General features: G+C 65.5%; 29 protein-coding genes, 1 tRNA gene and 1 riboswitch. Of the genes, 11 read left to right on the top strand and 19 right to left on the bottom strand.

All coding sequences use genetic code 11. The features are described from left to right. Window positions 1–68: 68 nt before the first annotated feature. From L0C59_RS07695 to ychF, 11 genes are all read right to left on the bottom strand, one after another. On the bottom strand, window positions 69–944 hold the full coding sequence (locus L0C59_RS07695; RefSeq protein WP_243090773.1) for a RodZ domain-containing protein: 876 nt from the start codon (window positions 942–944) through the stop codon (window positions 69–71). 4 nt (window positions 945–948) lie between these two features. Next, window positions 949–1,794, bottom strand: coding sequence for a pseudouridine-5'-phosphate glycosidase (locus tag L0C59_RS07690; RefSeq protein WP_243090772.1), 846 nt, complete (start codon window positions 1,792–1,794; stop codon window positions 949–951). A gap of 19 nt (window positions 1,795–1,813) precedes the next feature. After that, the gene (locus L0C59_RS07685) at window positions 1,814–2,575 is read right to left on the bottom strand and encodes a DUF4388 domain-containing protein (RefSeq protein WP_243090771.1); all 762 of its coding nucleotides are present in this window, start codon (window positions 2,573–2,575) and stop codon (window positions 1,814–1,816) included. Further along, window positions 2,551–3,339 (bottom strand): fructosamine kinase family protein, encoded by a 789-nt coding sequence (locus tag L0C59_RS07680; protein ID WP_243090770.1) that lies wholly within the window; start codon window positions 3,337–3,339, stop codon window positions 2,551–2,553. The genes L0C59_RS07685 and L0C59_RS07680 overlap by 25 nt, the downstream gene beginning before the upstream one ends. After that, complete coding sequence (locus L0C59_RS07675) at window positions 3,317–3,808, bottom strand: low molecular weight protein-tyrosine-phosphatase (RefSeq protein ID WP_243090769.1); 492 nt, start codon at window positions 3,806–3,808, stop codon at window positions 3,317–3,319. Before L0C59_RS07675 ends, L0C59_RS07680 begins: the two co-directional genes overlap by 23 nt. 13 nt (window positions 3,809–3,821) lie before the next feature. Next, the gene (locus tag L0C59_RS07670; RefSeq protein WP_243090768.1) at window positions 3,822–5,369 is read right to left on the bottom strand and encodes a sensor histidine kinase; all 1,548 of its coding nucleotides are present in this window, start codon (window positions 5,367–5,369) and stop codon (window positions 3,822–3,824) included. After that, window positions 5,362–6,117, bottom strand: a complete 756-nt coding sequence (locus tag L0C59_RS07665) for an RNA methyltransferase (RefSeq protein ID WP_243090800.1) — start codon at window positions 6,115–6,117, stop codon at window positions 5,362–5,364. Before L0C59_RS07665 ends, L0C59_RS07670 begins: the two co-directional genes overlap by 8 nt. A gap of 22 nt (window positions 6,118–6,139) precedes the next feature. Further along, complete coding sequence (locus L0C59_RS07660; RefSeq protein WP_243090767.1) at window positions 6,140–8,278, bottom strand: transglycosylase domain-containing protein; 2,139 nt, start codon at window positions 8,276–8,278, stop codon at window positions 6,140–6,142. 5 nt (window positions 8,279–8,283) lie between these two features. Continuing rightward, entirely contained in the window at window positions 8,284–8,658 is a 375-nt protein-coding gene (locus L0C59_RS07655; protein ID WP_243090766.1) for a response regulator, read from the bottom strand. A 44-nt stretch (window positions 8,659–8,702) separates the two neighbouring features. Then, a tRNA-Gln gene (locus L0C59_RS07650) sits at window positions 8,703–8,776 on the bottom strand. Between the two features lie 97 nt (window positions 8,777–8,873). Continuing rightward, entirely contained in the window at window positions 8,874–9,998 is a 1,125-nt protein-coding gene (ychF, locus tag L0C59_RS07645; protein ID WP_243090765.1) for a redox-regulated ATPase YchF, read from the bottom strand. A 73-nt stretch (window positions 9,999–10,071) separates the two neighbouring features. On the opposite strand from ychF, the gene deoC reads away from it, so the two are divergent. Genes deoC through L0C59_RS07610 form a run of 7 tightly spaced genes read left to right on the top strand, consistent with a single transcriptional unit; the run spans window position 10,072 to window position 15,945 of the window. Then, window positions 10,072–10,731, top strand: coding sequence for a deoxyribose-phosphate aldolase (gene deoC / locus L0C59_RS07640; protein ID WP_243090764.1), 660 nt, complete (start codon window positions 10,072–10,074; stop codon window positions 10,729–10,731). Next, entirely contained in the window at window positions 10,721–11,875 is a 1,155-nt protein-coding gene (locus L0C59_RS07635; RefSeq protein WP_243090763.1) for a phospholipase D-like domain-containing protein, read from the top strand. The genes deoC and L0C59_RS07635 overlap by 11 nt, the downstream gene beginning before the upstream one ends. Next, on the top strand, window positions 11,851–12,426 hold the full coding sequence (locus L0C59_RS07630) for a Maf family protein (RefSeq protein ID WP_243090762.1): 576 nt from the start codon (window positions 11,851–11,853) through the stop codon (window positions 12,424–12,426). The genes L0C59_RS07635 and L0C59_RS07630 overlap by 25 nt, the downstream gene beginning before the upstream one ends. Further along, entirely contained in the window at window positions 12,423–13,211 is a 789-nt protein-coding gene (mreC, locus tag L0C59_RS07625; protein ID WP_243090761.1) for a rod shape-determining protein MreC, read from the top strand. The genes L0C59_RS07630 and mreC overlap by 4 nt, the downstream gene beginning before the upstream one ends. Next, a complete protein-coding gene (gene mreD, locus L0C59_RS07620) occupies window positions 13,208–13,666 on the top strand; it encodes a rod shape-determining protein MreD (protein ID WP_243090760.1) in 459 nt (152 codons plus the stop codon). The genes mreC and mreD overlap by 4 nt, the downstream gene beginning before the upstream one ends. Then, window positions 13,663–15,408, top strand: a complete 1,746-nt coding sequence (locus tag L0C59_RS07615; protein ID WP_243090759.1) for a penicillin-binding transpeptidase domain-containing protein — start codon at window positions 13,663–13,665, stop codon at window positions 15,406–15,408. The genes mreD and L0C59_RS07615 overlap by 4 nt, the downstream gene beginning before the upstream one ends. Before the next feature lie 9 nt (window positions 15,409–15,417). Continuing rightward, window positions 15,418–15,945 carry a septum site-determining protein MinC gene (locus tag L0C59_RS07610; RefSeq protein ID WP_243090758.1) on the top strand — a complete coding sequence of 176 codons (528 nt, stop codon included), beginning with the start codon at window positions 15,418–15,420 and terminating at the stop codon, window positions 15,943–15,945. Here L0C59_RS07610 and L0C59_RS07605 read toward each other — a convergent pair. The 7 genes from L0C59_RS07605 to argF form a co-directional block, all read right to left on the bottom strand. Further along, window positions 15,932–16,369 carry a DUF420 domain-containing protein gene (locus tag L0C59_RS07605; RefSeq protein ID WP_243090757.1) on the bottom strand — a complete coding sequence of 146 codons (438 nt, stop codon included), beginning with the start codon at window positions 16,367–16,369 and terminating at the stop codon, window positions 15,932–15,934. The genes L0C59_RS07610 and L0C59_RS07605 overlap by 14 nt on opposite strands. Beyond that, window positions 16,366–16,644, bottom strand: a complete 279-nt coding sequence (locus L0C59_RS07600) for a hypothetical protein (RefSeq protein ID WP_243090756.1) — start codon at window positions 16,642–16,644, stop codon at window positions 16,366–16,368. The genes L0C59_RS07605 and L0C59_RS07600 overlap by 4 nt, the downstream gene beginning before the upstream one ends. Window positions 16,645–16,674: 30 nt before the next feature. Continuing rightward, a complete protein-coding gene (locus L0C59_RS07595; protein WP_243090755.1) occupies window positions 16,675–17,247 on the bottom strand; it encodes a hypothetical protein in 573 nt (190 codons plus the stop codon). Window positions 17,248–17,270: 23 nt separating this feature from the next. Continuing rightward, on the bottom strand, window positions 17,271–17,729 hold the full coding sequence (locus L0C59_RS07590; RefSeq protein WP_243090754.1) for a hypothetical protein: 459 nt from the start codon (window positions 17,727–17,729) through the stop codon (window positions 17,271–17,273). An 86-nt stretch (window positions 17,730–17,815) separates the two neighbouring features. Continuing rightward, window positions 17,816–18,961 (bottom strand): bifunctional glutamate N-acetyltransferase/amino-acid acetyltransferase ArgJ, encoded by a 1,146-nt coding sequence (gene argJ, locus L0C59_RS07585; RefSeq protein ID WP_243090753.1) that lies wholly within the window; start codon window positions 18,959–18,961, stop codon window positions 17,816–17,818. After that, on the bottom strand, window positions 18,952–19,989 hold the full coding sequence (gene argC, locus L0C59_RS07580; protein WP_243090799.1) for an N-acetyl-gamma-glutamyl-phosphate reductase: 1,038 nt from the start codon (window positions 19,987–19,989) through the stop codon (window positions 18,952–18,954). Before argC ends, argJ begins: the two co-directional genes overlap by 10 nt. Window positions 19,990–20,349: 360 nt before the next feature. After that, on the bottom strand, window positions 20,350–21,255 hold the full coding sequence (gene argF / locus L0C59_RS07575; RefSeq protein ID WP_243090752.1) for an ornithine carbamoyltransferase: 906 nt from the start codon (window positions 21,253–21,255) through the stop codon (window positions 20,350–20,352). 80 nt (window positions 21,256–21,335) lie between these two features. Next, a riboswitch (molybdenum cofactor riboswitch) is annotated at window positions 21,336–21,459 on the top strand. On the opposite strand from argF, the gene modA reads away from it, so the two are divergent. From modA to L0C59_RS07560, 3 genes are all read left to right on the top strand, one after another. Further along, window positions 21,450–22,337 carry a molybdate ABC transporter substrate-binding protein gene (modA, locus tag L0C59_RS07570; protein WP_243090751.1) on the top strand — a complete coding sequence of 296 codons (888 nt, stop codon included), beginning with the start codon at window positions 21,450–21,452 and terminating at the stop codon, window positions 22,335–22,337. (Overlaps the previous riboswitch by 10 nt.) A 1-nt stretch (window position 22,338) precedes the next feature. Next, entirely contained in the window at window positions 22,339–23,010 is a 672-nt protein-coding gene (gene modB / locus L0C59_RS07565; RefSeq protein WP_243090750.1) for a molybdate ABC transporter permease subunit, read from the top strand. After that, on the top strand, window positions 22,992–23,993 hold the full coding sequence (locus L0C59_RS07560; RefSeq protein ID WP_243090749.1) for an ABC transporter ATP-binding protein: 1,002 nt from the start codon (window positions 22,992–22,994) through the stop codon (window positions 23,991–23,993). The genes modB and L0C59_RS07560 overlap by 19 nt, the downstream gene beginning before the upstream one ends. Window positions 23,994–24,470: 477 nt before the next feature. Here the strand turns inward: L0C59_RS07560 and L0C59_RS07555 are convergent, their stop codons facing one another. Next, complete coding sequence (locus L0C59_RS07555; protein ID WP_243090748.1) at window positions 24,471–24,815, bottom strand: hypothetical protein; 345 nt, start codon at window positions 24,813–24,815, stop codon at window positions 24,471–24,473. A gap of 41 nt (window positions 24,816–24,856) precedes the next feature. Between L0C59_RS07555 and hisS the strand changes: the two genes are divergently transcribed. Further along, window positions 24,857–26,113 (top strand): histidine--tRNA ligase, encoded by a 1,257-nt coding sequence (gene hisS, locus L0C59_RS07550; protein WP_243090747.1) that lies wholly within the window; start codon window positions 24,857–24,859, stop codon window positions 26,111–26,113. The last annotated feature ends 16 nt before the right edge of the window (window positions 26,114–26,129 follow it).

Below are 26,129 nucleotides of genomic sequence, written 5' to 3'. Positions count from 1 at the left end.
GCCCCAAGGGCCCTCCTCGGGGCTCCAACGGACCAGTATAGCCTTCCTCCAGCTTCCCTTGGAAGGAGTCAAGGGGCCTCAAAGCGGCGGGTGAGGGGCTTTCCCGGCTCCCCCATAGGCCCCAGGTCCTTGCCGTCCAGAAAAACCCGCACCGCCCCGGGGTTCCCCGAGCGCACCTCCACCGGAAGGTCAAAGGCCAGTTCCGCACCCACCTCGGGGATGCCCTCGTACAGCCGCTTCTCCCCCTGGGTAACCCGGAGCCAGCTCCGGCCCTCGAGGCGAAGCACCAGCCTCCCCGCGGAAGCCTCCGCCTGGGGATTGGAAGGGGCGGGCAGGGGGGAAGGCTTGGGCACCAGGCGGTAGCGTAAGGAGAGGTCCCGGTCCAGGTTCACCTCCTCCACCACCGGCTCGTATCCGGGAAGTTCCAACCTAAGGAGCCTTCTGCCCCCCTCCAGGGGAGGCGAGGCCAAGGGGGTCTGGCCCAGATAGAAGCCGTCCAGGTATACCCGGGCCCCTGGGGGCTCGCTTACCACCCGAAGCCCGTAGCGCTCCGGCGGCTCAGGCGAGGGCTCGGGGGGCAGGCTGAGCGTCTGCACCGGGGCAGGACGCAGGAACAGGTACGCCCCGTACCCTAAAGCGCCCAGAAGGACCAAGGCCAGCAAAAGAGGCCAGGGAAAAGGCCGCCGGAAAGCCGGCGGGGGTGGGAGCGTAGGGGTGGGGGCCCGGGGATAAAGGGCCAGAAGGGGCTCGGGATCCAGCCCCAAGAGAAGGGCGTAACGCCGGAGGTAGCCCCGGGCTAAGGCCGGCTCGGGGAGCTCCTCAAAGCGACACGCCTCCAGGGCCTCCAGCAACTTGGCCTTCAGGGCCAGCCGCGCCGCCGCCTCCTTTAGGGAAAGCCCCTTCTCCTCCCGGGCCCGCCTTAACCTCTCCCCCAGTTCGCACACAAGGCTATTCTAGCCCGGCAAAGGCCAAGGCCACCCGGGCCGCCAGGCGGGCGTTTTCCAGGAGGAGCCTTTCGTTCACCCGGTCAGTCTCCCCATGGGAAAGCTCGCTGAGGCGCCTCAGGAGATAGGGGGTAAGGGCCTTGCCGAAAATCCCCTCCCGGGCCGCTTGGCGGTTGGCCTCCTCCACCCAAAGGGCCACCTCCTCGTAGGAAAGGCCCTGGGAGACGGGGTTCACCAGGAGGACCGCCCCTAGGCCCAGCTCCCGGGACTTGCGGAGGAGCAAGGCGGCCTCGAGGGGGGTTTCCACCCGGGCGGGCACGGGGAAGGGGGAGGAGGGGGAAAAAAAGGCGGGCAGGCGGTCCGTGCGGTAGCCCACCACGGAAACCCCCAGGGTCTCCAGGCGCTCTAAGGTGGCCCTTAGGTCCAAGATGGCCTTGGGCCCGGAGGAAACCACCAGGATGGGGGTGCGGGCAAGGGCCAAAAGATCCGCGCTCTCGTCAAAGGGCTCGGGATGCACCCCCCCGATCCCCCCGGTGGCCAAGACCGGTATCCCGTGGCGGTGGGCCAGGTGGACCGTGGCCGCCACCGTGGTCCCAGCGCTTTTCTTCTGGACCAAGAGGGCGGGGAGGTTCCAGAGGCTCGCCTTCTCCGCACCCCCTTGGGCCAGGGCCTCCATCTCCTCCTGCGAAAGGCCGAGGCGCACCTCCCCCTGCACCAGGGCGATGGTCTTGGGGATGGCTCCTTCGGCCCGCACCGCCTCCTCCAGGGCCATAGCGGTGCGCAGGTTCAAGGGGTAAGGCAATCCATGGGTCAGAAGGGCGGATTCCAGGGCCACCCACGCTTCCGCCATGGGGGAAGGATACCATGCCTCACACCTCCGGCCACACCACCACCTCCTCCCCCACCTGGAGCCCGTGGAAGAGGAGAAGCTCGGGCGCCAGGCGGATCTCCACCCCCAGACCCTCCACGCCCTCCACGGAAAGGAGCACCTCCTTTTTAGCCTTTACCCTTACCCGCTGGAAGGGGCCATAATGCTCCCGCCAGGTGGAAAGCAGCAAGGCATCCACCTGCGCCCCCTGGCGCCCCAGGGCTAGGCGGAGGCGGGCCGTGCGCGGCACCCGGGGGAACACCTCCACCAGGCGCAGCCGGGCCAACTGGCCCAGGCGCCTCAGGACATCCCCCAGGGGCAGGGCCAGGCGGGAGGCCAGGTCCAGGGGGCTCTGGCCACCCCCCAGGGCCAAAAGGAGGGAAAGCTCCGCGGGGTCCAGGGTACTTTGAACCGCCTGGGCCCGGGATCCCGGCCGCACCAGGTCAAAAGGACCCACCGCCACCCGCTCGTCCAGATGGCGGATGGCCTGCAAGAGGTAGGCCTCTAGGGGCCCTTCCAGGGAGCTTAAGGGAGGGCGCACGCCAAATAGGAAGCGAAAGCGCCCCTCCTTCAACCCCAGCACCTCCAGCAAGGCCTCCTGCCCCACCTTCTCCCCAAACACCGCATGGACGGGACGGCCCTGCTCCAGGAAAACCTCCCCCTTTCCCTCCCCTGCCTCCACGACAAAGACCCCGGTCTTTCCCCCCTGGGCGAGGAGCTGGAGCCAGTCTATGGGGCCTAGGAGGCGGAAATCGCCTTCCATAGAGAACCTAGGTACCCCTTGCCGAAGAAGTGGACGTGGGCCAGGAGGTAGTAAACCTGGTACCGGGTCAGGGCCTCCTCCACCTCCTTCGGGATGGGGTAAAGAGCCTGGTAGGCCTGCCAGAAAGCCTGGGGAAACCCTCCAAAAAGGCGCATCATGGCTAGGTCCACCCCCCGTTCCCCCACGAAGAAGGAAGGATCCAAGAGGGCAGGCCCCTCCGGGGTAAAGCGGAGGTTGCCATGCCAAAGATCCCCATGTAGGGGTGCAGGGCCCTCGGTGGGTAAGGGCCTTTGGAAGAGGGCCTCCACCTTAGGCCCAAGGCCCTCGAGGCGGTCCCAAGTAGCCTGCAGGAGAGGCTCTATGCACCGCAAGAAGAAGAACTCTGTCCAGTCCCTCCCTTCCCCACCCGGCAGGGCAAAGGTGCCTAAAAACCCCGCCTCCGCCCAATAGAGGGCTTCGCGCTGGCGGTGTAGACCCGCCAGCATGCGGGCTAGGCCCTCCCAATCGGGCGGCCCCTCCGGCAAATATTCCAAGACCAACCCCTCTTCGGCCGCGAGGAATACCCGGGGAACCCGTACCCCCCGCTCGGCTAAGGCCCTAAGCCCCCGGGCTTCCGCGGGGAAGAGGCCTATGGGAGGGTTTGGCGCCGTCTTCACCACATAGTCCCCCAGGCGGTACACCCGGGAAATGTCCCCGCCGTATAGGGCTTGGGGCGAACCCTTGGCCTCAAGCCCCGCCCGTTCAAGGAGTTTTCTGAAGTCCATCCTCCTCCAGAAGGCGGTCCAGAAAGGCCCTGACCGCGGCCTCCACCATCCAGTAGACCTCTTGGCAGTCCTCCAGGTCCCCATAGTACGGGTCCGGCACCTCCCCCCCGCCCAGGTAGTCCAGGAGGAGGCGTACCTTCCCCTTGGCCTCGGGGAAACGCCTTTCTACCTCCTCAAGGTTCTCCCGGTCCATCACCAGGATGTGGTCATAGCGGAGGGCATCCTCCCGGGTCATCTGCCGGGCCACATGGGGGAAGTAGGCCCCCTCCCGCTCCAGCACCTTGCGGGCCCGGGGATCCATGGGCTCCCCGGCGTGCCAAGCCCCCGTGCCCGCGGAATCCACCTCAAACCGGGCCTCGAGGCTCCGCTCCCCAATGAGCTTGCGAAAGGCCCCTTCCGCCAGGGGGCTTCGGCAGATATTCCCTAAGCAGACGAAGAGCACCCGTACGGGACGGTCCATGCCTCCCATGATAAGGGGCTTCCTAGTAGGGAACCTCCGCCACCACCTCCGTACCCTTCCCCGGCTCCGAGCGCACCTGGAAACGCCCACCCCGGGCCTCCACCCGCTCCCGCATCTGGGTGAGGCCAAACCCGCCTAAACCTCGGGCCTCGGCATTTTGGAATCCCTTTCCATTATCCCGGACCACAAGCCGCGCCCCCCTCTCCCCTAAGGGGAGGAGTTCCACCTCCACCCGGCTAGGCTTTCCGTGCTTGGCGGCATTGGTGAGGGCCTCCTGCAGAACCCGGAAGAGGACCAGCTCGCTGGCCTGGGAAAGCCCCACCCTCTCAGGTAGGGAAAGCTGCACCCGAAAGCCCGCCTGCTCGGCAAAGGCCTGGGCATAGCGGCGCACGGACTCCAGGAAACCGTAGCGCTCCAGGTCGATGGGCCTCAGGGCAAAGATGCTCCGGCGCACCTCCCGGATCTGCGCCCTAAGGGTTTCCTTCACCTCGGCCAAGGCCTTCAGGGCCGCTTCCTGGTCCTTGGGAAGGAGCCTTTCCGCCAGGTCCAGCTTCAAGGCCATGAAGGCCAGGCTCTGGGCGATGCCGTCGTGGATCTCCCGGGCGATGCGGGTGCGCTCCTCGTTGATGGCCAGCTCCTCTGCCCTCAGGTACGCCTGGGCGTTGCGCACCGCCAAGGCCACCTGGGAGGCCAGGAAGGAGAGGAAGGGAATGCGCCGGGAAAGGCCCTTGCCCTTGAGGACCAGCACCCCCACCGTCTCCCTGGCCTTTAGGGGCAGGGCCAGGGTGTCCTCCTCCACGAACACCGGCCCCTCGAGGCTCCCCTTCCACACCCCATCCGGCAGGAAGGGGTGGGAGGGTAGGGCCAGGTTCCGCACCACCCGGGGTACCAAGAACCCCTCCTCGTCCATGAGGAGAACCCCTCCCCCCTCCGCCTCCGCCCAGGCCTGGATCCTCTCCAGAAGCCCTTCCAGAAGCCGGTCCAGGTTGGCCTCAGCCTTGAGGGCTTGGTCCACCTCAAAGAGGGTGAGCCGGTCCCGGCTTCGGGCCACCACGGATTGCAAGGCTCCCGCCACCTCGTGGGCCAGCACCTCCAAGAAGACCCTTTCCGGCTCCGGGGAACAGGCCTCCAGGTACCCTCTCAAACCCGGAAGCTCCACCCGCATTCCCCCGCACTCCTCCCCGGCATGCACCCCCTCGGCCTCGAGGGCCACGGGATACCCCAGGGTTTCCCCCAAAGCCCGGGCGATCCGGGAGACCGCCTCCTCGAGGTTCTCGCTCTCCAAGGCCTCCCGGAACACCCTACCGGCCGCCAAAAGGCGGCGGTTCGCCTCCTCCAAGGCCCTTTCCGCCCGCACCTTCTCCAGGGTTTCCTGGGCGATCCACTCCAGCACCGCATAGGTGACCAGAGGGCCCACCAAGCCGTAAAAGCCGAGCCGTAGCCAAAGGAGGCTATCCACGTGCCGGTAGGGCAGAAGGGCCAGCTCAAAGACCACCACCACCGAAGCGATCAGGGGCGGCAAAAGCCGCTGGGCCAAGCGCACCAATCGGTAAAGGCTGTGGCTAGCCATCCTTTCCCTTCGTTCCCTCCTTTTTCAGGGAGGAGGCCACCGCATACCGGCTTTGGTGCAGAAGCCCCCTGAGAAGCTGCACCTCCCCCGGGGAAAGCCGGGCCTTGTGGAAGATGCGGCGCAGGCGGCGCATGGCGTAAGGGTGACGGTGTTCGTCCGTGAACCCGATCTCCAATACATACCGCCCCAAATCGGTGAAGAATCCCTCCAGGGCCGCCACGTCCGCCAGTTCCTCCCTGGATGCCCCACCGCTTTCCCCTAGCCAGGCCTGGTAAAGCTCATAGGCAAAGACCACCACCGCCTGGGCCAGGTTTAGGGAAGGCTGCTCGGGAGCGGTGGGGATGGTGCCGATGAGATGGGCCAGGTCTAACTCCTCGTTGGTGAGGCCAAAGGTTTCCCGACCGAAGACCAAAGCCACCTCCCCCTTCACGGAAAGCACGTGGGCCGGTACCTCCCGGGCCGGCACCACCGGGGCCGGGTAGAGCTCGCGGGGTCTTCCCGTGGTGGCCACCACGAAGCTCACCCCCTCGAGGGCCTCCCCAAGGCTTTCCACCGCCACCGCCCGGTCCAGCACCTCCTCGGCATGCACCGCCAGCCAGTAGGCCTCCCGGGCCCAGGGAGGGCCCACCCGGGGCGAAGGCTTCACCAGGTAAAGCCGCGAAAGGCCAAAGTTCCGCATGGCCCGGGCCACGGCACCCACGTTCATGGGCTCCTGGGGTTCCACCAAGACGATGCGCACGCGTTCCAACACAGCCTCCTCCTCGAGGTCCTCACTGCCCGGGTGGGGGGGCAGGGAAAGCCTCCTCGTTAGAATCCGGGGGATGGTTCATGGACCCTATCCCAGCCGGTGGGGCTTCCCGAAGAGGCCCAGCTCCCTGCGAAGGCGAAGCCTGCGGGAGGGCCACGGGTACCTTCCCCTGAGGGAACCAAGCCCTTATCCCCCCCTGGGAGGGCTGGCCTGAAAGGAGATCCATCTCCGCCTGCACAAGGCCCGCAGGGGGGGAGAAATCCCCCCCAGGCCGTCCCCGCAAGGCCCCCGCCACGAACTCCCGCCAGATGGGAGGGTTGACCACGGAGCTGGAAGGCTCCCTTCCTCCCATGCGCAAGGGCTTGTTGTCATCCCGGCCCACCCAGACCACCGCGGAAAGCCCCTGGGTGACCCCAGCGAACCACAGATCCCGGGCCTCGTTGGTGGTCCCGGTCTTTCCCCCCACCACCCGCCCGGGGATGCGGGCCCCCTTGGCCAGGCCCTTTTCCCCCAGGTCGTAGACATATCCCTTCAGGAGGTCCCACCCCTGGTAGGCCACCAGGGGATCAAAGAGCCTCCGCCTTTCCGGAATGGCCTGGTAGAGCACCTGGCCCTGAGCGTCCTCCACCCGCCTCACGTATATGGGGGTGACCCGGTAGCCCCCATTGGCGAAGGCGGCATAGGCTGCCGCCAGGTCCACCGGGGTGATGGAGGCTCCCCCGATGGCGATGGCCAGGGTGGGATACTTCACCGCAAAACCCGCCTGGGAGAGTTTTCTCGCCACCTTCTCCACCCCTATGGCCTGGGCGGTGTAGATGGCGGGCAGGTTGAGGGAGAGGTCCAGGGCATAGCGCACCGTGATCTCCCGGTGGAGAAAGGTACCGGAGAAGTTCTTGGGCCGCCATACGCCCCCCTTCTGGCTGGGATCGGGAAACTCCAGGGGGCGGTCGGGAACCAAGGTGGCCTGGGTCCAGCCCTCCTCAAAGGCGGTGGCGTAGACAAAGGGTTTCACCGCACTCCCAGGATTGCGCAGGGCCCGGGTGGCCCGGTTGTACTCATCCCCCTCCCTCCTTACCCCCCCCACCAGGGCCAGCACCTCCCCCGTCTCGGGGTCCAGGCCCACCATGGCCAGCTCTGCCCCCTCGGGAAGCCTGGCCCCCTTGGCCGCAGCCTCCGCTGCCCGTTGCATGACCGGGTCCAAGGTGGTGTACACCTTAAGCCCCCCCTCACCGTAGACCTTTTCCTTTCCGAAGCGGGCCTCGAGGAAGCGGCGCACCTCGAGGACGAAATGGGGGGCCATCCGATAGTCCAGTTGCCTGAGGATGCGGGCCTCGGGATCCACCAGCCTGGCCTCCAGGAGGTTTCCCTCCCCGTCGTAGCGCACCTCCCACCCCTTGGGGGCAAGGGGCTCCCGCCAGGCGGCCTCGGCCACCTCCCGGCTCACCCAGCCTTCGGCCACCATCTGGTCCAAAAGCAGGCGCATCCGCTCCCGCACCCCCTTCAGGTCCTGGTACCGGGCGTTGGGGGCCGGGATCAGGGAGGCCAGGTAGAGGCCTTCCGCCAGGGTCAAGGCGGCAGGGTCCTTGCCGAAATAGGCCTCCGCTGCCCCCTTGATGCCCACGGCGTTGCCTCCCCAGGGCACCACGTTCAGGTACATCTCCAGGATCTCCTCCTTGGTGTAGCGCCTCTCCAGCTCGAGGGCCAAGGCCCACTCCTTGAACTTGCGTTCCAGGGAACGGGTCTGGGCCAGCTCCTTGAGGAGGGTGTTCTTGATCACCTGGGTGGTGATGGTGCTTCCTCCTTGGAGATCCCCCCGAAGGATGGCGTAGAGGGCCCCTAGAAGGCGCACGAAATCCACCCCGTAGTGCCGGAAAAACCGGCGGTCCTCGGAAAAGACCACCGCCGCCACCGCCGCCGGGGACACCTCGGTAAGCCGCACCAGGCTCCGGTGAATGGCCCTTCCCTCCTCCACGCTGGCGATCTGGGCCAAGGGGGTACCGTCCCGGGCATAGAGGGTGGAGGTGGCGGTGAGGCGCAACCGATCAAACTGGGAGAGGTCGGGAAGGTCGCGGGTGTAGGCATAGGCCAGGTAGCCCAAGGCCAGGCCCAATCCCCCCAAAAGGCCGGCCAGCAAAAGGAAGAGGAAGCGGAGCACCCGCACGGCCCTCAGTTTACATGGGCCTCCCCCAACCCCAAAAAGCGGTAGAGCTTGTCCCGGGTGAGGGGCTTCTCTATGGCCTTCACCCGCACCACTTGGGCGGTGGTCCGGTGCTTCTCGGTGGGCTCTATCAGCACCGCCAAGGGCACCTCCTTAAGCCGGCGCACATGCCGGATGCGGGCGGCCACGGCAAAGGGATCCACGTCCAGGTCTTGGTCCAAAAGCACATACCTGGGCGTGTGGTCCACAAGCCAAAAAAGGCCTTCCCGGGCCAGGTCAAAGTGGCGGACAGGGATGCCCCGCTCGGAAAGCACCAGATCCACATAGGCCCGCAGGGCATCGTTGCGGCTTAATAGGAGAAGCCCCGGGTAATCCGTCGCCACGGGGCTAGTCTATCGGGGGGTTGCGAAAAGGATGTGAAAAAATCTGGCTGGGGCGCGTGGACTCGAACCACGACCGGCGGATCCAAAGTCCGCTGTCCTGCCATTAGACGACGCCCCAGCGCTAAGGGTCTGCCCCGATGGGCAAGGCCATCAAGATTGTAGGGCAAAGAGGGCCTCCCGTCAAACCCTCTCGCCTAGGCCATGTCCGGATGGGATCACACGTTGAAGAGAACGTAGAGGACATCCCCATCCTGAACCTCGTACTCCCTGCCCTCGAGGCGCACCCAACCCCGCTCCTTGGCCTTGGCCCATCCCCCAGCCTCCACCAGCTTTTCCCAGGAGATGACCTCGGCCCGGATAAAGCCCCTCTCCATGTCGGAGTGGATCTCCCCCGCCGCCTCTGGGGCCTTGGTTCCCCGGCGCACCGTCCAGGCCCGCACCTCCTTTTCCCCGGCGGTGAAGAAGGTGATGAGGCCAAGCGCCCTATACCCCGCCTGGGCCAGGCGCTGGAGGCCGCTCTCCCTTAGGCCATAGGCGGCAAGGAGCTCCTTTGCCTCCTCCTTTGAAAGCTCGGCCAGCTCCGCCTCCAGCCGGGCGGAAACCACCACCACCTCTGCCCCCTCGGCCGTGGCCTTTTCCCGCACCGCTTGGACGTGGGGGTTACCCTCCCCCTCAGGCAGGTCCTCCTCGCCCACGTTGGCCACGTAGATCACCGGCTTAGCGGTGAGGAGGGGGGTTTCCTTGAGGAGGCGGCGAAGCTCGGTATCCTTCCCCTCCTGCCCGTCCCAGGGAAAGGTGCGGGCAGGCTTTCCCCCCTGAAGGTGGGCGTGAAGGGCCTCCGCCACCTCGAGGGTGGGGGCCAGGTCGCGGTTGGCCCGGGCTTCCTTTCTCAGCCGCTCAAGCCGCCTTTCCCAGGTGGCGAGGTCTGCGAGGAGGAGCTCGGTTTCCACCACCTCGGCATCCTCCAGGGGATCCACCCGGCCCATCACGTGCACCACATCGGGGTCGGGAAAACAGCGGAGCACGTGGGCGATGGCCGCCACCTCGCGGATGTGGGCCAGAAACTGGTTGCCCAGGCCTTCCCCCCTATGGGCCCCCTTGACCAAGCCAGCGATGTCCACAAACTCCACGTGGGTGGGGACGATGGGGGGCTTCCGACCCCCCTTGGCAAACACCTCCTGCAAGGCGTAAAGCCTCTCGTCCTCCAGGGATACCACGCCCACGTTCTTGTCAATGGTGGCGAAGGGGTAGTTGGCCGCCAAAGCCCCAGCCCGGGTGAGGGCGTTAAAGAGGGTGGACTTGCCCACGTTGGGCAGACCGACGATTCCCACAGCCAGCATCTCGACCTCAAAAAAAGCCCCACCAAGGGGCCTCTTTTCATCCTATCACACCCTTTGCGTATGATGGCAGGGTATGGACCTGGCCGCCCACATCGACCACACCCTCTTAAAACCCACCGCCACCCCGGAAGAGATCCTGAAGGTGGCGGAGGAAGCCTTGGAATACGGGTTTTTCGGCCTCTGCATCCCCCCGTCCTACATCCCCTTGGTGCGGGAGCGTTACCCCCATGCCCCTTTTCGCCTGGTGACCGTGGTGGGCTTTCCCCTAGGCTACCCAGCCAAGGAGGTCAAGGCCCTCGAGGCGGCCTTGGCCCTTGCCCAAGGGGCCGATGAGGTGGATATGGTGATCCACCTGGGCCGAGCCTCCGCCGGAGATTACGCCTACATCGAGGAGGAGGTCCGCGCCGTGCGCCAGGCGGCACCCAAGGCGGTGCTCAAGGTGATTCTGGAAACAGGCCACTTCGCCCCTGAGGCCCTGGGCAGCCTGGCCGAGGCGGCCATCCGGGGCGGGGCCGACTTTTTGAAAACCTCCACCGGCTTTGGACCCCGGGGGGCCAGCCTGGAGGACGTGGAGCTCCTGGTCCGGGTGGCCCGGGGCCGGGCCCAGGTGAAGGCGGCGGGAGGCATCCGCGACCGAGAGGCCGCCATCAAGCTCCTCGAGGCGGGGGCCACAAGGCTGGGCACCTCCAGCGGGGTGGCCTTAGTGAAAGGGGAGAGCGGGAATGGGTACTAAAAGGCGGCGGGAAAAGCCCACCCTGGGCGGGCTTCCCGGCTATTTGCTCCTCCTGGTCATCCTCCTCCTCTGGCTTTTCCAGGAGCTCCGCCCAGGCCCCCCTTCCCCTCCCCCTCAGGCGGAAGCGGGGGGCGCGGAGGTCTACTTCATGCCCCGGGAAGGGGAGGCCGCCAAGGCCCGGCTCATCGCCCTCATGGACGGGGCCAAGGAGAGCCTGGAGGGGGCCTTCTATGAGTTCCGCGACCTGGAGATCGCCAAGGCCTTGTTCAGGGCCAAGGAGCGAGGGGTGAGGGTCAGGCTCTACGGGGAAAGCGACTACCGAAGCGATTTCCGCCGCTACCTGGTGGGGGGCGCCCTGGGCCAAGGGGGAAACACCCCCAGGGTACCCCAGGAAGCCCTGAGGCAACGGGTCAAGCCCCTATCCCTGGACTGTGAAGAGATCGTGGGCATCCCCGTTTGCTTTGACGAACGGGAAGGCTTCATGCACCACAAGTTCTTGGTGGTGGACGGACAGGTGGTGTGGACGGGAAGCACCAACATGACCTGGAACGCTTTTGCTCAAAACAACGAAAACAGCCTCCTTTTGCCCTCTGCCGCCTTGGCCCAAGGCTACGCCCGGGAGTTTGCCGCCCTTTTTGGCGGAACCAAGGAGGGTTTAGGGGAACCGCTAGCCTTCAGCCTTTCCCCGGAAAAGGGCATAGCGGCGCAGGGTACCGCCTACTTCAGCCCCAAAGGGGGTGCCCTGGCCCGACAAGCTCTTCTGGAAAGGCTTAGGGCTGCCAGGAAGGAGATCCTGGTGGCCGCCTTCGTGCTCACGGACCGGGAGGTGGTGGAGGCTTTGGTCCAGGCCCACAGGAAAGGGGTGGGGGTACAGGTCCTTCTGGAAACCCGCAACCTAAAGGATAGCCGGGAAGACGAGCTCCTACGGGCCGGGGTGGCGGTGCGCAAGGATGGCAACCCCTACACCCTGCACCACAAGGTGATGGTCATCGACGGCGCCTTCGTGGTCACGGGAAGCTACAACTTCACCGCCAGGGCGTGGCAGGTGAACAACGAAAACCTCCTGATCCTGCAAAGCCCCGGCTTGGCGGAGCGCTACCGGGAGGAGATCCTAAGGCTATGGCGGGAAGGGCAACCCCTTTAGTGCTCACCCTGGCCTCGGGAAGCCCTAGGCGCAGGGCCCTCCTCGAGGCCCTGGGCTTTCCCCTAAGGGTGGTGCCCCCAAGGGTGGAGGAAACCGGAGCCGACCTTCCCCAGGACCCCAGGGAGTTGGCCCTAGCCCTAGCCCTGCGCAAGGGAGAGGAGGTACTGGGGGAGTGGGTGCTGGCGGCGGACACCGTGGTGGACCTGGACGGCCAGGTCCTCGGCAAGCCCAAGGATCGGGGGGAAAACCACCTCTTCCTCCGCCTCCTTTCCGGCAGAACCCACCGGGTCCACACCGCCATCTACCTGCGCACCCCTCAGGACCTGGTGGTGGAGGTGCACACCACCCAAGTCCGCTTCCGCCCCCTTTCCGAGGAGGAGATCGCCTGGTACGTGCAGAGCGGAGAAGGCCTGGACAAGGCAGGGGGCTACGGGGCCCAAGGCCTGGGAATGGCCCTCCTGGAGGGAATCGAGGGGGATTTCTACACGGTGGTGGGCCTGCCCGTGGCCCGGGTCTTCGCCCTGCTTTGGGAAAGGGGGTTTAGGCCGTGAGGGAAGTGGCCCTTCGGCGGGGGCTCTTCCTCCTCCTCCTGGCCCTGGGCCTGGCCATGGCGGCCTTAACGCGCCCCCTTGCCCCCCGCCTAAGCCTTACCCTTTCCCCCCTCACCGCGCCCCTGCCGGCCCTGGGCCACCGCCTGGGGCAGAACCTAAGGGCCGCCCTGACCGCCCTCCTTGACCGCCAAGACCTCTATGCGGAGAACCGAGCCCTAAAAGCCCAGCTGGCCCAGCTGGAAAGCGAAAACCGGAGGCTTCGCCTCGAGGTGGAACGCCTCTCCCGGGCCCTCAAGGTGCAGGCCTCGCAGGCCCCAGGGGTGGTGGCGGTGGCCCCGGTGGTGGGGGAGGACCTCTCCGGCCTTTACCGCCGGCTCCTCCTGGGCCTTGGGGAGCGGGATGGCCTCCGGGTGGGCATGCCGGTGACCGCCCCGGAAGGGCTGGTGGGGCTTGTCGTGGAGGTGGAGGAACGCCGGGCCCTGGTGCGCACCCTCTTGGATCCGGAAAGCCAGGTGGGAGTACGGCCGGAAAAGACCCCAGGACGGGGAGTGGCCCGGGGTGTTCCCCCTGACCACCTGGTGGCGGAGTTTCCCCCCACGGTCAAGGTGGCCCCGGGCGATCTGCTCCTCACCGGGGCTCCCTTGGGCCTTTTCCCAGACGGGATCCCCGTGGGCCGGGTGGAACGCCTCGAGCGCGTCCAGGGCGGCCTAAAGCTACGGGCCTGGGTCAAGCCCCTGGTGGAGCTTTCCCTCCTGGAGGAGGTAATCGTGCTGAGGCCCTTATGATGGGGATTCTTCTCCTCCTCACCCTTGTGCTCTCCGGATTCCTAGGGGCCCTCTGGCCCCAAGGGCTGATGGCCCCAGACCTCTTCCTGGTCCTGGCCCTCCTCTACGCCCGTAGCCTTCCCTTTTACTTAGGTCTTCCCTGGGCCTTTTTCCTGGGGCTTGTGCAAGACCTGCTGGGCCTTGGGCTTTTGGGCCTCCACGCGGTGGGGCTCTTGAGCGCCAGCTACGCCTTCTATGCGGCAAGCCGCCGCCTGGCCCCGGAGGAGACCCCAGGGGTTCTCTTTTCCTTTGTGTGGGCCTTTCTGGCCAAGTGGGCGGGCTACTTCCTGGTGGCCTACTGGCTCCGCCTGGAGCTTCCCCCCCTCCTGCCCATGGACCTTCTCCTCGAGGGCCTCTTCACCCTTCCCCTCCTCCTCCTGGCCTGGCGCTTTTTGCCCTCCCCTCGACGACCATGACTGGCCGGCTTTACGCCCTGATGCTCTTCTTCCTCCTGGCCTTCGGCCTCCTGGCCCTTAGGGCCTGGCAGCTGCAGGTGTTGGAACACGAGCGCTACGCCCTGAGGAGCCAGGGCAACTACCTGAAGACCGAGGGAATACCCGCCCCCCGGGGCCGCATCCTGGACCGCAAGGGCCGGGTGATCGCCCAGGACCGGTTGGTGGTGGACCTGGTGTACGAGGGGGGCGAGGTGGCCTTCAAGGAAAGGCTTCTCCCCCTTTTGGGCCTAAAGGAGCTCCCCAAAGTGCAAGGTCCCACGGTTCTGAAGGCGGGGGTGCCTGAGCATCTCCTGCCCACTCTGGCGGAGATCACCGCCGGCCAGAAAAACCTCAAGCTGGTGGAGCGCATCGAGCGCTCCTACCCCAACCCCATCTCGGGCCCCGTCCTCGGGTATGTGCTCCAGGCCAATGCCGAACAGGTGAAGCGGGGATACAGCCCCGACGAGCAGGTGGGCCAAGCGGGCCTGGAGGCGGCCCTCGAGCCCTACCTCAGGGGCAAGCGCGGCCTGAAGGCGGTGGAGGTCAACGTCCGGGGGGAGCGCCTCAGGGAAACCATCCTGGAGGAACCCACCCCCGGGCAGGACGTGGTCCTCACCCTGGACCTGGACCTCCAGCGAGCCGCGGAAAAAGCCCTGGAGGAAGCCTTGGCCGACATCAACGCTGGGCGGAGGTCCAAGGGTCTTCCCCCCGCCACCCGGACCAAAGGGGCCATCGTAGCCGTGAATCCCCAAACGGGGGAGGTGCTGGCCATGGCCAGCGCCCCTTCCTTCGACCCAAGCCTCTTCGCCAAACGGCCCGTACCCCAGGAGGTCCAGGCCCTCCTAAAGGACAAGGACCTTCCCCTCCTGAACCGGGCGGTACAGCCCTACACCCCGGGCTCCACCTTCAAACTGGCCACCAGCTACACCCTGCTGGAAGAGGGCTACGTAAACCCCTCCACCCCCTTCCGGTGCAGCCCCTATATCGTCTTCGGCGGCCAGGTGCGCCGCAACTGGGCCACCCGGGATATGGGCCCCATGACGGTGAAGGAGGCCATCGCCTGGAGTTGCAACACCTGGTACTACCAGGCCGTAGCCCAGGACCCCCTGGGGGTGGTGGACCGCTTGGCGGCCAGGGCCCGCCTTCTGGGCCTGGGGGAGCCTACCGGGCTGGAAATCGCTGAGCGCACGGGGCTTCTCCCCACCCGGGCCTGGAAGCGGGAAGCCCTAAACGAGCCCTGGTACCCGGGGGAAACCCTTTCCCTGGCCATCGGACAGGGCCCCGTCCTCACCACTCCAGCCCAGGTGGCCCGCATGCTATCCACCCTCGCCAACGGCGGGAAGAAGCCCACCCTCCACCTGGTCAAACGCCTGGGCCCAAAGGAGGTTAGACCCCGGCTTGAGCCGGTACCCGGCCGTTTTTGGAACGTTCTCCAGGAAGGTTTACGAAAGACCGTGCGGGAGGGTACCGCCCGCCACATCCTCGGGAACTTTCCCGTACCCACCGGGGGCAAGACGGGCACCGCGGAAACCCCGGGCAAGAGGGCCGGCCTCGAGCACGCCTGGTACATGGGCTACGGCCCCGCTGAACCTGGCTCCCCCTACCCGCCCCTGGTGGTGGTGGCCTTCTTTGAAAACGGGGGGGAGGGAAGCCGCGTGGCCCTCCCTGCAGTGCGCAAGGTGATGGCCGCTTACTGGCAGGTGGAGGAGGCCCAGGCCAGGTAGAATAGCCCCATGCGGCTTCGCGCCACCCCCAAAGCCCTAGCCCTGCGCCTGGACGGGGGGGAAACCCCGGAAGAAATCCAAAACCTCCAGCTACCGGAAGGTCTTCCCCTCGAGGTGGAAGTGGCCGGGCCCGTGCCTCGGGACGCGCTCCAAGCCCTGCTGGAGCTTGGCCGGCCCCTCGTCCTGATTCCCCCCAGAAACCGCCTTCCCGCCGGCACCCTGGTCCTCAGCAAGACCCTGCGTTCCGGCGAACGGGTGGAACATCCCGGCACGGTGGTGGTCCTGGGCGACGTGAACCCCGGGGCCGAGGTGGTGGCGGGGGGGGACGTGATCGTGGTGGGCAAGCTGCGGGGTTTGGCCCACGCGGGAGCGGGGGGCGACGAGGAGCGTTTCATCTTCGCCCTGGAGCTGGCCGCCAAGCAGGTACGCATCGGCCCCCACTTGGCCCAAGCACCGGAGGGGCAGGGCACGCAGGGCCCTGAGATCGCCCGGGTCCAGGAAGGAAAGATCGTGGTGGAGCCGGCTAGAAAGCGATAGTTCCCGTTTCTACCCCGTACCGCTTCAGCACCACATAAATAATCCAACCCGATACCGCCACGTAGAGCCAGATGGGCACCAGCACCTTGGCCCAACGCTTGTGCAGAACAAACTCCCCCCTAAAAGCCCGCCAAATCACATAAAGGGCCAGGGGTCCGTTCAGGGTGGCCAGGAGGGTGTGGCTGATTAGCAGGAGGTAGTAAGCCCCCCGAAAAGCCTCCGGCCCCCCGTAAGTGGTGGTGCCGTGGAGGACCCACTTGGCCAGGTAAAACACCAGAAAAAGGAGGGCTAAAGAAGTAGCCGTCAACATGGCCCGATGGTGGGCGACCCGGTTTCCCCTCTTGATCAGGATGACCCCTGTCACCAGGGCTAACCCGGAAAGCACAATGCTCCAAACCGCCAGCAAACCCAAGAGTTCCCTCACCGCTTCCCCTCCGCTAGCCGCTCGCCCAAAAGGCGCACAGGCTCCAGCTTTGCCGTGCGCCCGTAGCTATAGCCCTTCAGGTAATCCTCCTCCTGGCCCAAAAGCTGGTAGAGCTTCAGATAGGCCACCGCCAAAAGTCCATCCCGCTCGCGCCCTGGGGGAAGCCGGTGGAGAAGCCTGGCGATCTCGCGGAACCTGGAAGCCTGGCTGGCCTCGAGGGGAGTTCCCCTTAAAGCCCGGGCTAGATCCGCCAAGGTGTCGCCGTTCCGCCCCATAACCCCAAGGAGCATATCATACCCCGCCCCTTATGGAACGTGCCGGCTGGTACGGTTCCCAGCAGCATCCACCGCCACCACTATAGCCCCCGCGGGCACCTCTGCGGAAAAGGCCACCGAGGGCTCCTTAGGCAAGGATAGGGGGACGAAACGGCCACCCACCTGGACCACCACCCGGTCCACCTGCACATTGTCCTCCACCCGCCCGTAAACGTGGTATAGATCCCCTTCCCGCTCCCATCGCTCCACCACGATGCGGGGCGGGGACGCATCCAACACCAAGGGCACCCTCTTCTCTCCCCGGTTCCCCCGGACGTCCTCTGCTTGTAGCAAAAGCTCCACCTTCCCAGAAGCCGGAGCCTGCAGGCGGAAACGAAACTGAACCAAGCGCTTACCCGCCTCCTCAGAGGGCAAGATCTCGCGCCCATTCACCTTTACGCTCGCCACCCCTATGGGATCAAAAGCGTAGCCCTGGACCCTGACCTCCCTTCCTGGGGCCACCGCTCCGCCCAAGGGCTCGGTAAGCCCCACCTCAGGGGAAGACGTGTCAGGCCGGCTACAAGAGGCGAGCAATATGAGTAAGACGAGGGGATGCCAGCGCATCCCCCCAATCTTACCCTCCTCTGCTAGAAGCCGTAGTTAGCCCCAAGCTTCAGGTAGTAGACAAAGCTACCTCCTCCCCCAAAGGCATACGCTGGTTGCACCTCCAGGAAAGGCACCACAGGAACGCCGACAATAGGGTACTTAAGGCCCAGCGTCCCGTGAATGCCAAAAGAGTTATTTCCACCAGGAAGAAGCCACAGGTTGCCACCTAAACCCGCATAAGGAAGAACCGGGGAGCCCGTCATGTTCAGGTTCAGCAAAAGATCGGCGCTAACGCCGGTAATAACAACGCCCATGGTAGGGGTGAAGTCAACCCCACCCCGCACTTCGAGGCCCCCTGACAAACCAACCCCCGCGTGGATCCCCCCATTGAAGAGGTTCACGCCGGAGCCCCCAAAAAGTCCCACGTGACCACCTACATAGGGCGCTTGCGCCAACGCCAACCCCAAAGCCACGAGACCACCTAGGATAAGCTTCTTCATTCCTAACCTCCCTTCCGAACAAGCTCTGCTTTAGAGCTTGTTCACGTTAAGGTTATCAAGTGCTGTCGGAAATGTCAATCATGAAGTTATGTCATATAAAGGGCATTAATTCTAACATAACCTTCCGTCAAGTCACACCCCCAGGCCACACCCTCCCCCTTTCCCTCCTGAAGCTCCACCAGGATTTCCACCTCTTCGGAGCGCATGGCCTGGCTGGCCGCCTCCCGGTCAAAGGGAAGGGCACCCCCGGCGTAAAGGGGAATCCCTTGCACCTGGATACGCACCCTCAAGGGGTCAAAACGGGCCCCGGAATTCCCCAGAGCGGCCAGAATGCGGCCCCAGTTGGGGTCATTACCGTAGAGGGCCGCTTTCCAGAGGGCACTTCCCGCTATGGCCCTAGCCACCCGCCTGGCCTCCTCCTCCGTGGCCGCCCCCACCACCCGCACGGTCATGAGCTTGGTGGCTCCCTCCCCGTCCCGGGCGATTTTACGCGCCAGCTCGCGGGCCACTTCCTCCAGGGCGGGGAGGAAGGCCTCGAGGGGCACCGCCCCATGGGCCCCGTTCGCCATCACCAGGGCGAGATCGTTGGTGGAGGTGTCCCCGTCCACGGTCACCTGGTTGAAGGTGCGGTCCACGATGCCTCGCCAGGCCTCCCTCAAGGCCTCCTGGGGCAAAGCGGCATCCGTCACCAAGAAGGCCAGCATGGTGGCCATGTTGGGGTGAATCATCCCGCTTCCCTTGGCCATGCCCACGATCCTCGCCCCCTCCACCTCGGCCTCAGCCACCTTGGGAACCAGATCGGTGGTGAGGATGGCCTCGGCAAAGGCATCGGCATAGGGGGCGAGTTCTATCTGGGGCAACCCCGCCTCCACCTTTTCCACGGGCAGAGGAACGCCGATAACCCCTGTGGAGGCGGTCAAGACCTCTTCCACGGAAACCCCCAGGCGCAAGGCAGCGGCCTCGGCCATACGCCGATCATCCCAAAAGCCCTGCTCCCCGGTGGCACAGTTGGCGTTGCCCGCATTGACCACCACCGCCCGCAAGGCCCTAGCCTGGGCGTAAAGGGCCCTGCCCCGATGAACGCAAGGGGCAGCAGCCCGGTTCTGCGTGGCCACATAGGCCCAGGAAGCGGGAAGACCGGAAACCAACAAGGCGAGATCGGGCTTTCCGGAAGGCTTGATGCCCGCCCGGGTAGCCCCGGCGCGAAAACCCCGGGGAAGCCTTATGGCCATATGCCCTCCTTGGGAAGCGCGGTCTCCTCAGGCAAACCCAGCATCAGGTTCAGGTTTTGCACCGCCTGCCCCGCCATCCCCTTCACCAGGTTATCTAAGGCGGCAAACACCATCACGCGCCCCGTCCTCGCCTCATAAAGGGGTTTCACATCCACCCGGTTGGAAGCATAGGTACCCTTGGTCTCCGGCAAGGCCAAAGTGATCCGCACAAAAGGCTCCCGCGCGTAGAAGTCCTGGTAAAGCTCGTCCAAGGCCTTTTGGCTCCAACTTCCCTCCACCGCCGCCTCCACCGTGACCAGGATGCCCCGGGTCATGGGCACCAGGTGGGGGACAAAGGAGAGGCGCACCTCTCCCAGGGGCCCATGGGTGCGCACCGGACGCCCCTGGGCCAAAAGGCGGCCCAGGTTTCTCTCCATCTCCGGAATGTGGCGGTGAACGCCCCCCACCTTGTAGGGCTTGAGGTTCTCGTTCACCTCGGCAAAGAAGGTACCCTCCCCTTCCCTACCCGCCCCGGAAACCCCGCTAAGGCCCACCACGAAGGCTCCCCGCAAGACACCCTCCGCCGCCAGAGGGGCCAGGGCCAAGGTGGTGGCCGTCACGTAACACCCGGGGTTGGCCACCAGACGGGCCTCCCCTAGCTCCTCCCGATGCAGTTCGGGAAGGCCGTAGACCGCCTCCCGGTAAAGCCCTGGGCTCCTGTGGGGGATCCCGTACCAGGACTCGTAAACCTCCGGGGGAAGCCGGAAGTCCCCGGAGAGGTCTATGACCCGCTTGCCCTCCCCCAAGGCCCGGGGGGCGAGCTCCATGGCAAGCCCATTGGGCAAGGCCAAAAAGACCACCTCTGCCCGCTCCAGAACCTCCTCCAGGGAAGCAAAAAGCTCCCCATCCCATAACTGGGGCCAGGCGGCGGCAAGGGGTTTCCCCTCGTGTTTGCGGCTGCTAAACCCCACCAACTCCACCCCGGGATGGGCCTTGAGGAGGCGGATCAGTTCCCCTCCCCCATACCCCGAGGCCCCGATGATCCCCACCCTTACCACGGCACCTCCAAAGGGAGGCCAGGGAAGGCCAAGAGGCGGCCTTGGGTTGATCCCTGTACCCCCTCATCCGGACCGGGATAGCGCTCCCGGTAATCCTTCCCCTGGCAAAGAAGGATATGGGGCTCCAGATGGGTCTCTGGTGGGCTATCCAAAGGACCCTGCGGCGGTACCCGGGCCCCACCTGAGAGGATGCGCAGGACCCCCTCTGCCCAGCGATCCCCTGGATCCGCAGGGCGGGATCCTATCGGTGCCATTTGGTGGGTCTCTCCCCTCAAAAGCTCCATACCCCGCTCGGGCAGGGGAAGCTGTGGAAACCCCTCGAGGTAAAAGCGGAAAGGCCGGACCATACCCCTAGCTTAGCAGGCGCAGGAGGACGGCCTTAGCGGTGTGGAGGCGGTTTTCCGCCTGGTCAAAGACCCGGCTCTGCCGCCCGTGCACCGCCTCCTCCGTGGTTTCCTCCCCATAGTGGGCCGGAAGGCAGTGGAGGAAGATGCCCTCGGGACGTAAAAGGCGCAACAGTTCCCCGTTTACCTGGAAGCCATCAAAGTCCCTCAGGCGTTTTTCCCTCTCCGCCTCCTGGCCCATGCTGGTCCAGACATCGGTGTAGAGGGCATGGGCTCCCAAGGCGGCCTCCCTGGGATCGTGGGTGAGAAAGGCCCCTGCCTTTTGCAAAAGGCCAGGATCCGGCTCGTACCCCCTTGGCGTGGCCACCCGCACCCTAAGGCCCACCAGGGAAGCCACCTCGAGGAGGGAGTTCAACACGTTATTCCCATCCCCCACCCAGGCCACCTCGAGGCCCTCCCATCCCCCGAAGGCCTCCTTCAAGGTGAGGAGGTCCGCCAGGGCCTGCAAGGGGTGGGCCCGGTCAGAAAGGGCATTGATCACCGGAATGCGGGCGTGGCGGGCCAGTTCCTCCACGGTCCCGTGCCGGTATACGCGGGCGGCAATCCCCTCCACGAAGCGCTCCAGGTTCTTGGCTATGTCCCTCACAGGCTCCCGCTCGCCGATCCCCACCTGTTTCTGGTCCAGGTAGACGGCATGCCCTCCCAGGTGGAGCATGGCCACCTCGAGGGTGGTGCGGGTGCGCAGGGAAGGCTTCTCAAAGAGAAGGGCCAAGACCTTTCCCCTAAGGTCATCCCCGCGGTAGCGCTCCCTTTTCAGCCTCTCCGCCAAGGCCAAAACCGCCTCGATCTCCTGTCGGCCGTAGGCCGAGAAGTCCAAAAGATTCTTGGGCCGGGTGAGGGCGTCTCCCGCCATGAGGCCTATAGCATACCGCACCCTTGCAAACTTATGCAACCCCAAGCCTCAGGTTGACAGGGGATGAACCCCCAGGCTAACATCCCCCTAGCCTCCGAGCCCGGATAGACCCCCTGGGCCTTCCGGGCCGGGCTTCAAGCCCCGGGGTGTCGGGGGCAACCCCGCCGCCTGCCGCGGTTGCAAAGGAGGTAGACATGAGAAAATCCCTTGTGGTTCTAGCAGCGGTTCTTGGAATTTCTGCTTGGGCACAGGAAACCGTGCAGGTAGTGGCGGCAGCGGATCTGCAGTATGCCTTGAAGGAAGTGGCCCAAGCGTTTGAAGCCAAGAATCCCGCGATCCGGGTTTCGCTAAGCTTTGGTTCCTCGGGTAAGTTCTACACCCAGCTCACCCAGGGCCTCGAGGCCGACATCTTTTTTTCCGCCGAAAAGATCTATCCCCAGCTCCTCGAGGAAAAAGGGCTTGCTGAACCCAACACCCGCAAGCCCTACGCCATAGGGCGCATGGTGATCTGGCTGGATCGGAGCCTGGGCCTTAAGCCAAGCCCCGAGGCCCTCAAGGACCCCAGGATCACCCGGCTCGCCATCGCCAACCCCGTGCACGCCCCTTACGGCCGGGCTGCCGTCACCCTCCTGGAACATCTCGGCCTGCTTAAGCGCCGCCCCGACGTTTCCATCCCGGGTTTAAAGAAACCTTTTGCTAGCCTTTCCTGGGAAGAAATCCCTTGGGAGGAGCTTACCCGCGGGGTGGAGGCCTACTGGGACGCAAGTCCCTTAAGGCAGGGGAAGCCCAGCTTCGAGTTCGTGTACGGGGAAAACATCTCCCACACGGCCCAGCTGGCCCTCACCGCCACCAAGGCCGGCATCCTGGCCCTCTCCCTTGCCGTGCATGAAAGCCTTTCCAAACCCGGGGTCTATTGGCTTTCCCCCCTGGGGAGCCACCTTACCCTGGAACAGGACTACGTGATCCTGAAGGGAAGGAAGCGGCCCGAGGTTATGGCCTTTTACCGGTTCGTGGAAAGCCCTGAGGCCCGGGCTACCTTCAAGCGGTACGGGTTCCTACTGCCCGGCGAGAAACCTGAGTAGCATGGACCCCCTCTTCGTTACCGCCCTCAGCCTATCCCTCCAGGTGGCCCTCGTAGCCTCCCTAATCCTTCTCCTCCTGGGCATTCCCCTGGCCTGGACCCTGGCCTTTCGCCGTTTCCCGGGAAAGGCCATCCTGGAGGCCATCTTTCTCCTGCCCCTGGTCCTGCCCCCCACGGTGTTGGGCTTCTACGTCCTCTTGTTCTTGGGGCCTGAGGGCCCCTGGCACAAGGTCACAGGCCTCTCCTGGGCCTTTCGCTTTGAGGGGCTGGTTTTCGCCAGCGTCCTCTTCAGCCTGCCCTTTGCCCTAACCGCCTACCGGGAGGCCTTTTTGGCCCTGGACCGGAACCTCCTGGAGGTGGCCAGGACCCTGGGGGCACCCAAGCCCAAGGTGTGGGCCAAGGTGGTCTTACCCCTGGTCTGGCCAGGGCTCCTTTCCGGAACCCTCCTGGCCTTCGCCCACACCCTGGGGGAGTTTGGCGTGGTCCTGATGGTGGGGGGTTCCATCCCCGGCAAGACCCAGATGGTGAGCATCTACATCTACGACCTGGTGCAAGCCCTTCGCTTTGAGGAGGCTTCCAAAGCAGCCTTGGTGCTTCTTTTCCTCAGCCTGGCCTTTCTGGTGGCGGCAAGAACCCTGGAGGCCAAGGGGCGCGCATGGAAGTCCATTACCTGATAAGAAAGCCCGTTCTCCTCGAGGCCCGCTTTCGCATCCAGGGCTTTACCGTTCTCCTTGGGGAAAGCGGGGTGGGCAAGACCACCCTCCTCAAGGCCCTGGCCGGTCTCATACCTGCCCAGGGTACCCCCTTCGGCGGCTTGCCCGCGGAAAGGCGGCCCGTGGGCTACCTGCCGCAGGACCTGGCCCTCTTCCCCCACATGACCGCTTGGGAGAACGTGGCCTTTCCCCTTGCGGGAGGAAGCCGGAAGGCAAGGGCTTTGGCCCTCCTGGAGCGGGTTGGCCTCGAGGAGCACGCCCACAAACGCCCAGCCCAGCTCTCCGGCGGCCAGAGACAACGGGTGGCCCTAGCCCGGGCCCTGGCCAGAAATCCAGAACTGCTCCTTTTGGATGAGCCCACCAGCGCCTTGGACCCCCTCACCAAAGACCAGGTTCTGGGGGAGCTGGTGGAGCTCATCCGCCGGGAAGGGATCCCCACCCTGGCGGTGAGCCATGACCCCATCCTGGCCCGCATGGCCGACTGGCTGGTGGTGATGGGGCCGGGAAGCATCCTGCAGGAAGGAGCGCCGGAGGAAGTGTTCTCGGCCCCAAGCCAGCTCTTGGTGGCCAGGCTGCTGGGCTACGAAAACCTGTTTCCCGCCCGTATCCGACCTGGGGGTGTGGAGGTCAATGGGGTGCACCTCCGCCTCTCCCTCCCCCCCTGGGCCCGGCCCGAGGAGACGGCCTGGGTGGGCATCCGGGCAGAGGAGGTTATCGTGGTGCGCCAGGACCGGCCCCCACCTGCGGAAAACGTCCTAGAGGGCGTGCTGGCCAACCTCCACCCGGAAGGCCTCGCCTACCGGGGTGTGTTCCAAGGAGCCATCCACCTCCAGGTATTGCTCCCCAGGCACGTCCAGGCCCGGCTGAACCTCCACCCCGGGCAGCGGCTTCAGGTGGTGCTCAAACCCCATTACCTGCACCTGATGCCGGGCGAGGCGGACTAGGTCCTCCTCCCCCAGGCCAAACTTGTTGACCACGCCTTTCAGAAAAAACCGGACCCGGTCCTGGGGAAGCCCAAGAGCCCGGGCCATGGGCCCTGGCCTCAGGGGAACCCCCCGACCCGCCGCCAGCAACACCGCCTCCTCCCCCGGGAGAAGCCTAAGGCCCAGCTTTCCCTGCCTCGTGGGAAAGCCCCGCGCCTCGAGGCCCAGGGCCAGGGTCTTGGGATCATCCCGACGGGTGAGGAAAGCCCTGCCCTTCGGGTCATAGGCCCTAAGCCCCCAGGGGGTGGTCCAGAGAAGAACCTCCCCCTTCTCCAGCTGATCTAAGCCCGCCAGGGCCAGGCCCTGGCCCTCTTTCCAGCAAACCTTCCAACCCGCTTTGCTCAACGCCCCAAAAACCTGGGCGTAAATGTACAGGTTGTCCGTATGCACCACCGCTTCCAAGGCTTCCTCCTTTCGCCTAGAGACCTTTCGCCTTACTCAAGCGAAAACCCTCTGGGCAAAAGGAGGAGAGCGGGGAGAAAAAGCCCTTGCTGGGGGTTCCGGATAACCCGGCTCCGCCGCCACCCTAGCCCGCAGTACCTCCACCAGGGTAGGAGGGGACACCTCCCCTATAGGAGGCAGGCCAGGGGCCACCTGCAGGCCGCAGAAGAGGGAGTGGTCCACCTCCCTCTCCTCCCCGGGAGCCTGGCAGAGGTCCGCCCGGAGGCCGGGGTTTTGCACCTGCATGAGGTACATCTGCAGGGCCACCCCGGTGGAGGCAGTGAGGGTGAGGAGGAGGTAGAGGAAGACCAGGAACCCCCGTGCGGAACCCCTAAAGGGCATGGCTAAAGTATAGCCCTCCCCCTCGGGTAAAGTGAAGGGGTATGGCCGTGCGCGGCACCAAGGACCTTTTCGGCAAAGAGCTCAGGCTTCACCAGCACATCGTGGCCACCGCCCGCCGGGTGTTGGAGGCGGCGGGGGCCTTGGAGCTCATCACCCCGGTGTTTGAGGAAACCCAGGTCTTTGAAAAGGGGGTGGGGATCGCCACCGACATCGTCAGGAAGGAGATGTTCACCTTCCAGGACCGGGGTGGGCGCTCCCTCACCCTGCGCCCGGAGGGCACCGCCGCCATGGTGCGGGCCTATCTGGAACACGGGATGAAGGTATGGCCACAGCCCGTGAGGCTCTGGATGGCGGGGCCCATGTTCCGGGCAGAACGCCCCCAAAAAGGACGCTACCGCCAGTTCCACCAGGTGAACTACGAAGCCTTGGGCTCGGAAAGCCCCGTTTTGGATGCGGAAGCCGTGGTGCTCCTCTATGAAAGCCTCAAGGAGCTCGGCCTGAGGAACCTCACCGTCAAGCTGTCCTCCGTGGGGGACCCAGGGGACCGGGCCCGCTACAACGCCTACCTACGGGAGGTCCTCCTCCCCCACCGGGAGGCGCTCTCCCAGGACTCCCAGGAACGCTTGGAGCTCAACCCCATGCGCATCCTGGACTCCAAGAGCGAGCAAGACCAGGCCCTCCTCAGGGAGCTCGGCATCAGGCCCATGCTGGACTTCCTGGGGGAGGAGGCGAGGGCCCATCTAAAGGCGGTGGAGCGCCACCTGGAAAGGCTTTCCGTGCCCTACCAACTGGACCCCACCCTGGTGCGGGGCCTGGACTACTACGTGCGCACCGCCTTCGAGGTGCACCATGCGGAGATCGGGGCGCAGAGCGCCTTGGGGGGTGGGGGAAGGTACGATGGGCTTTCCGAGCTCCTGGGGGGGCCAAGGGTACCCGGGGTGGGTTTCGCCTTTGGGGTGGAGCGGGTGGCCTTGGCCCTCGAGGCGGAAGGGTTTGGCCTCCCCGAGGAAAGGGGACCCGACCTCTACCTCATCCCCCTCACGGAGGGTGCGGTGGCCGAGGCCTTTTACCTGGCAGAGAGGCTCAGGCCCCGCCTGCGGGTGGAATACGGCCTTACCCCCAAGAAGCCGGGCAAGGGCGTGGAGGAAGCCTTAAAGCGAGGCGCCGCCTTCGCGGGCTTTTTGGGAGAGGACGAGCTCAAAGGGGGGGAGGTCACCCTGAAGCGGCTCTCCACGGGCGAGCAGGTCCGTTTACCCCAGCAGGAGGCCTTGGGCTTCCTCCTTTCCGCCCTGGCGTGAGAATCCGTTAAGATTT

The sequence above is a fragment of the Thermus neutrinimicus genome (assembly GCF_022760955.1).
Taxonomy (GTDB): Bacteria; Deinococcota; Deinococci; order Deinococcales; family Thermaceae; genus Thermus; species Thermus neutrinimicus.
The sequence above is the reverse complement of the archived record's forward strand: the minus strand, read 5'-3'. Positions and strand labels throughout refer to the sequence as shown.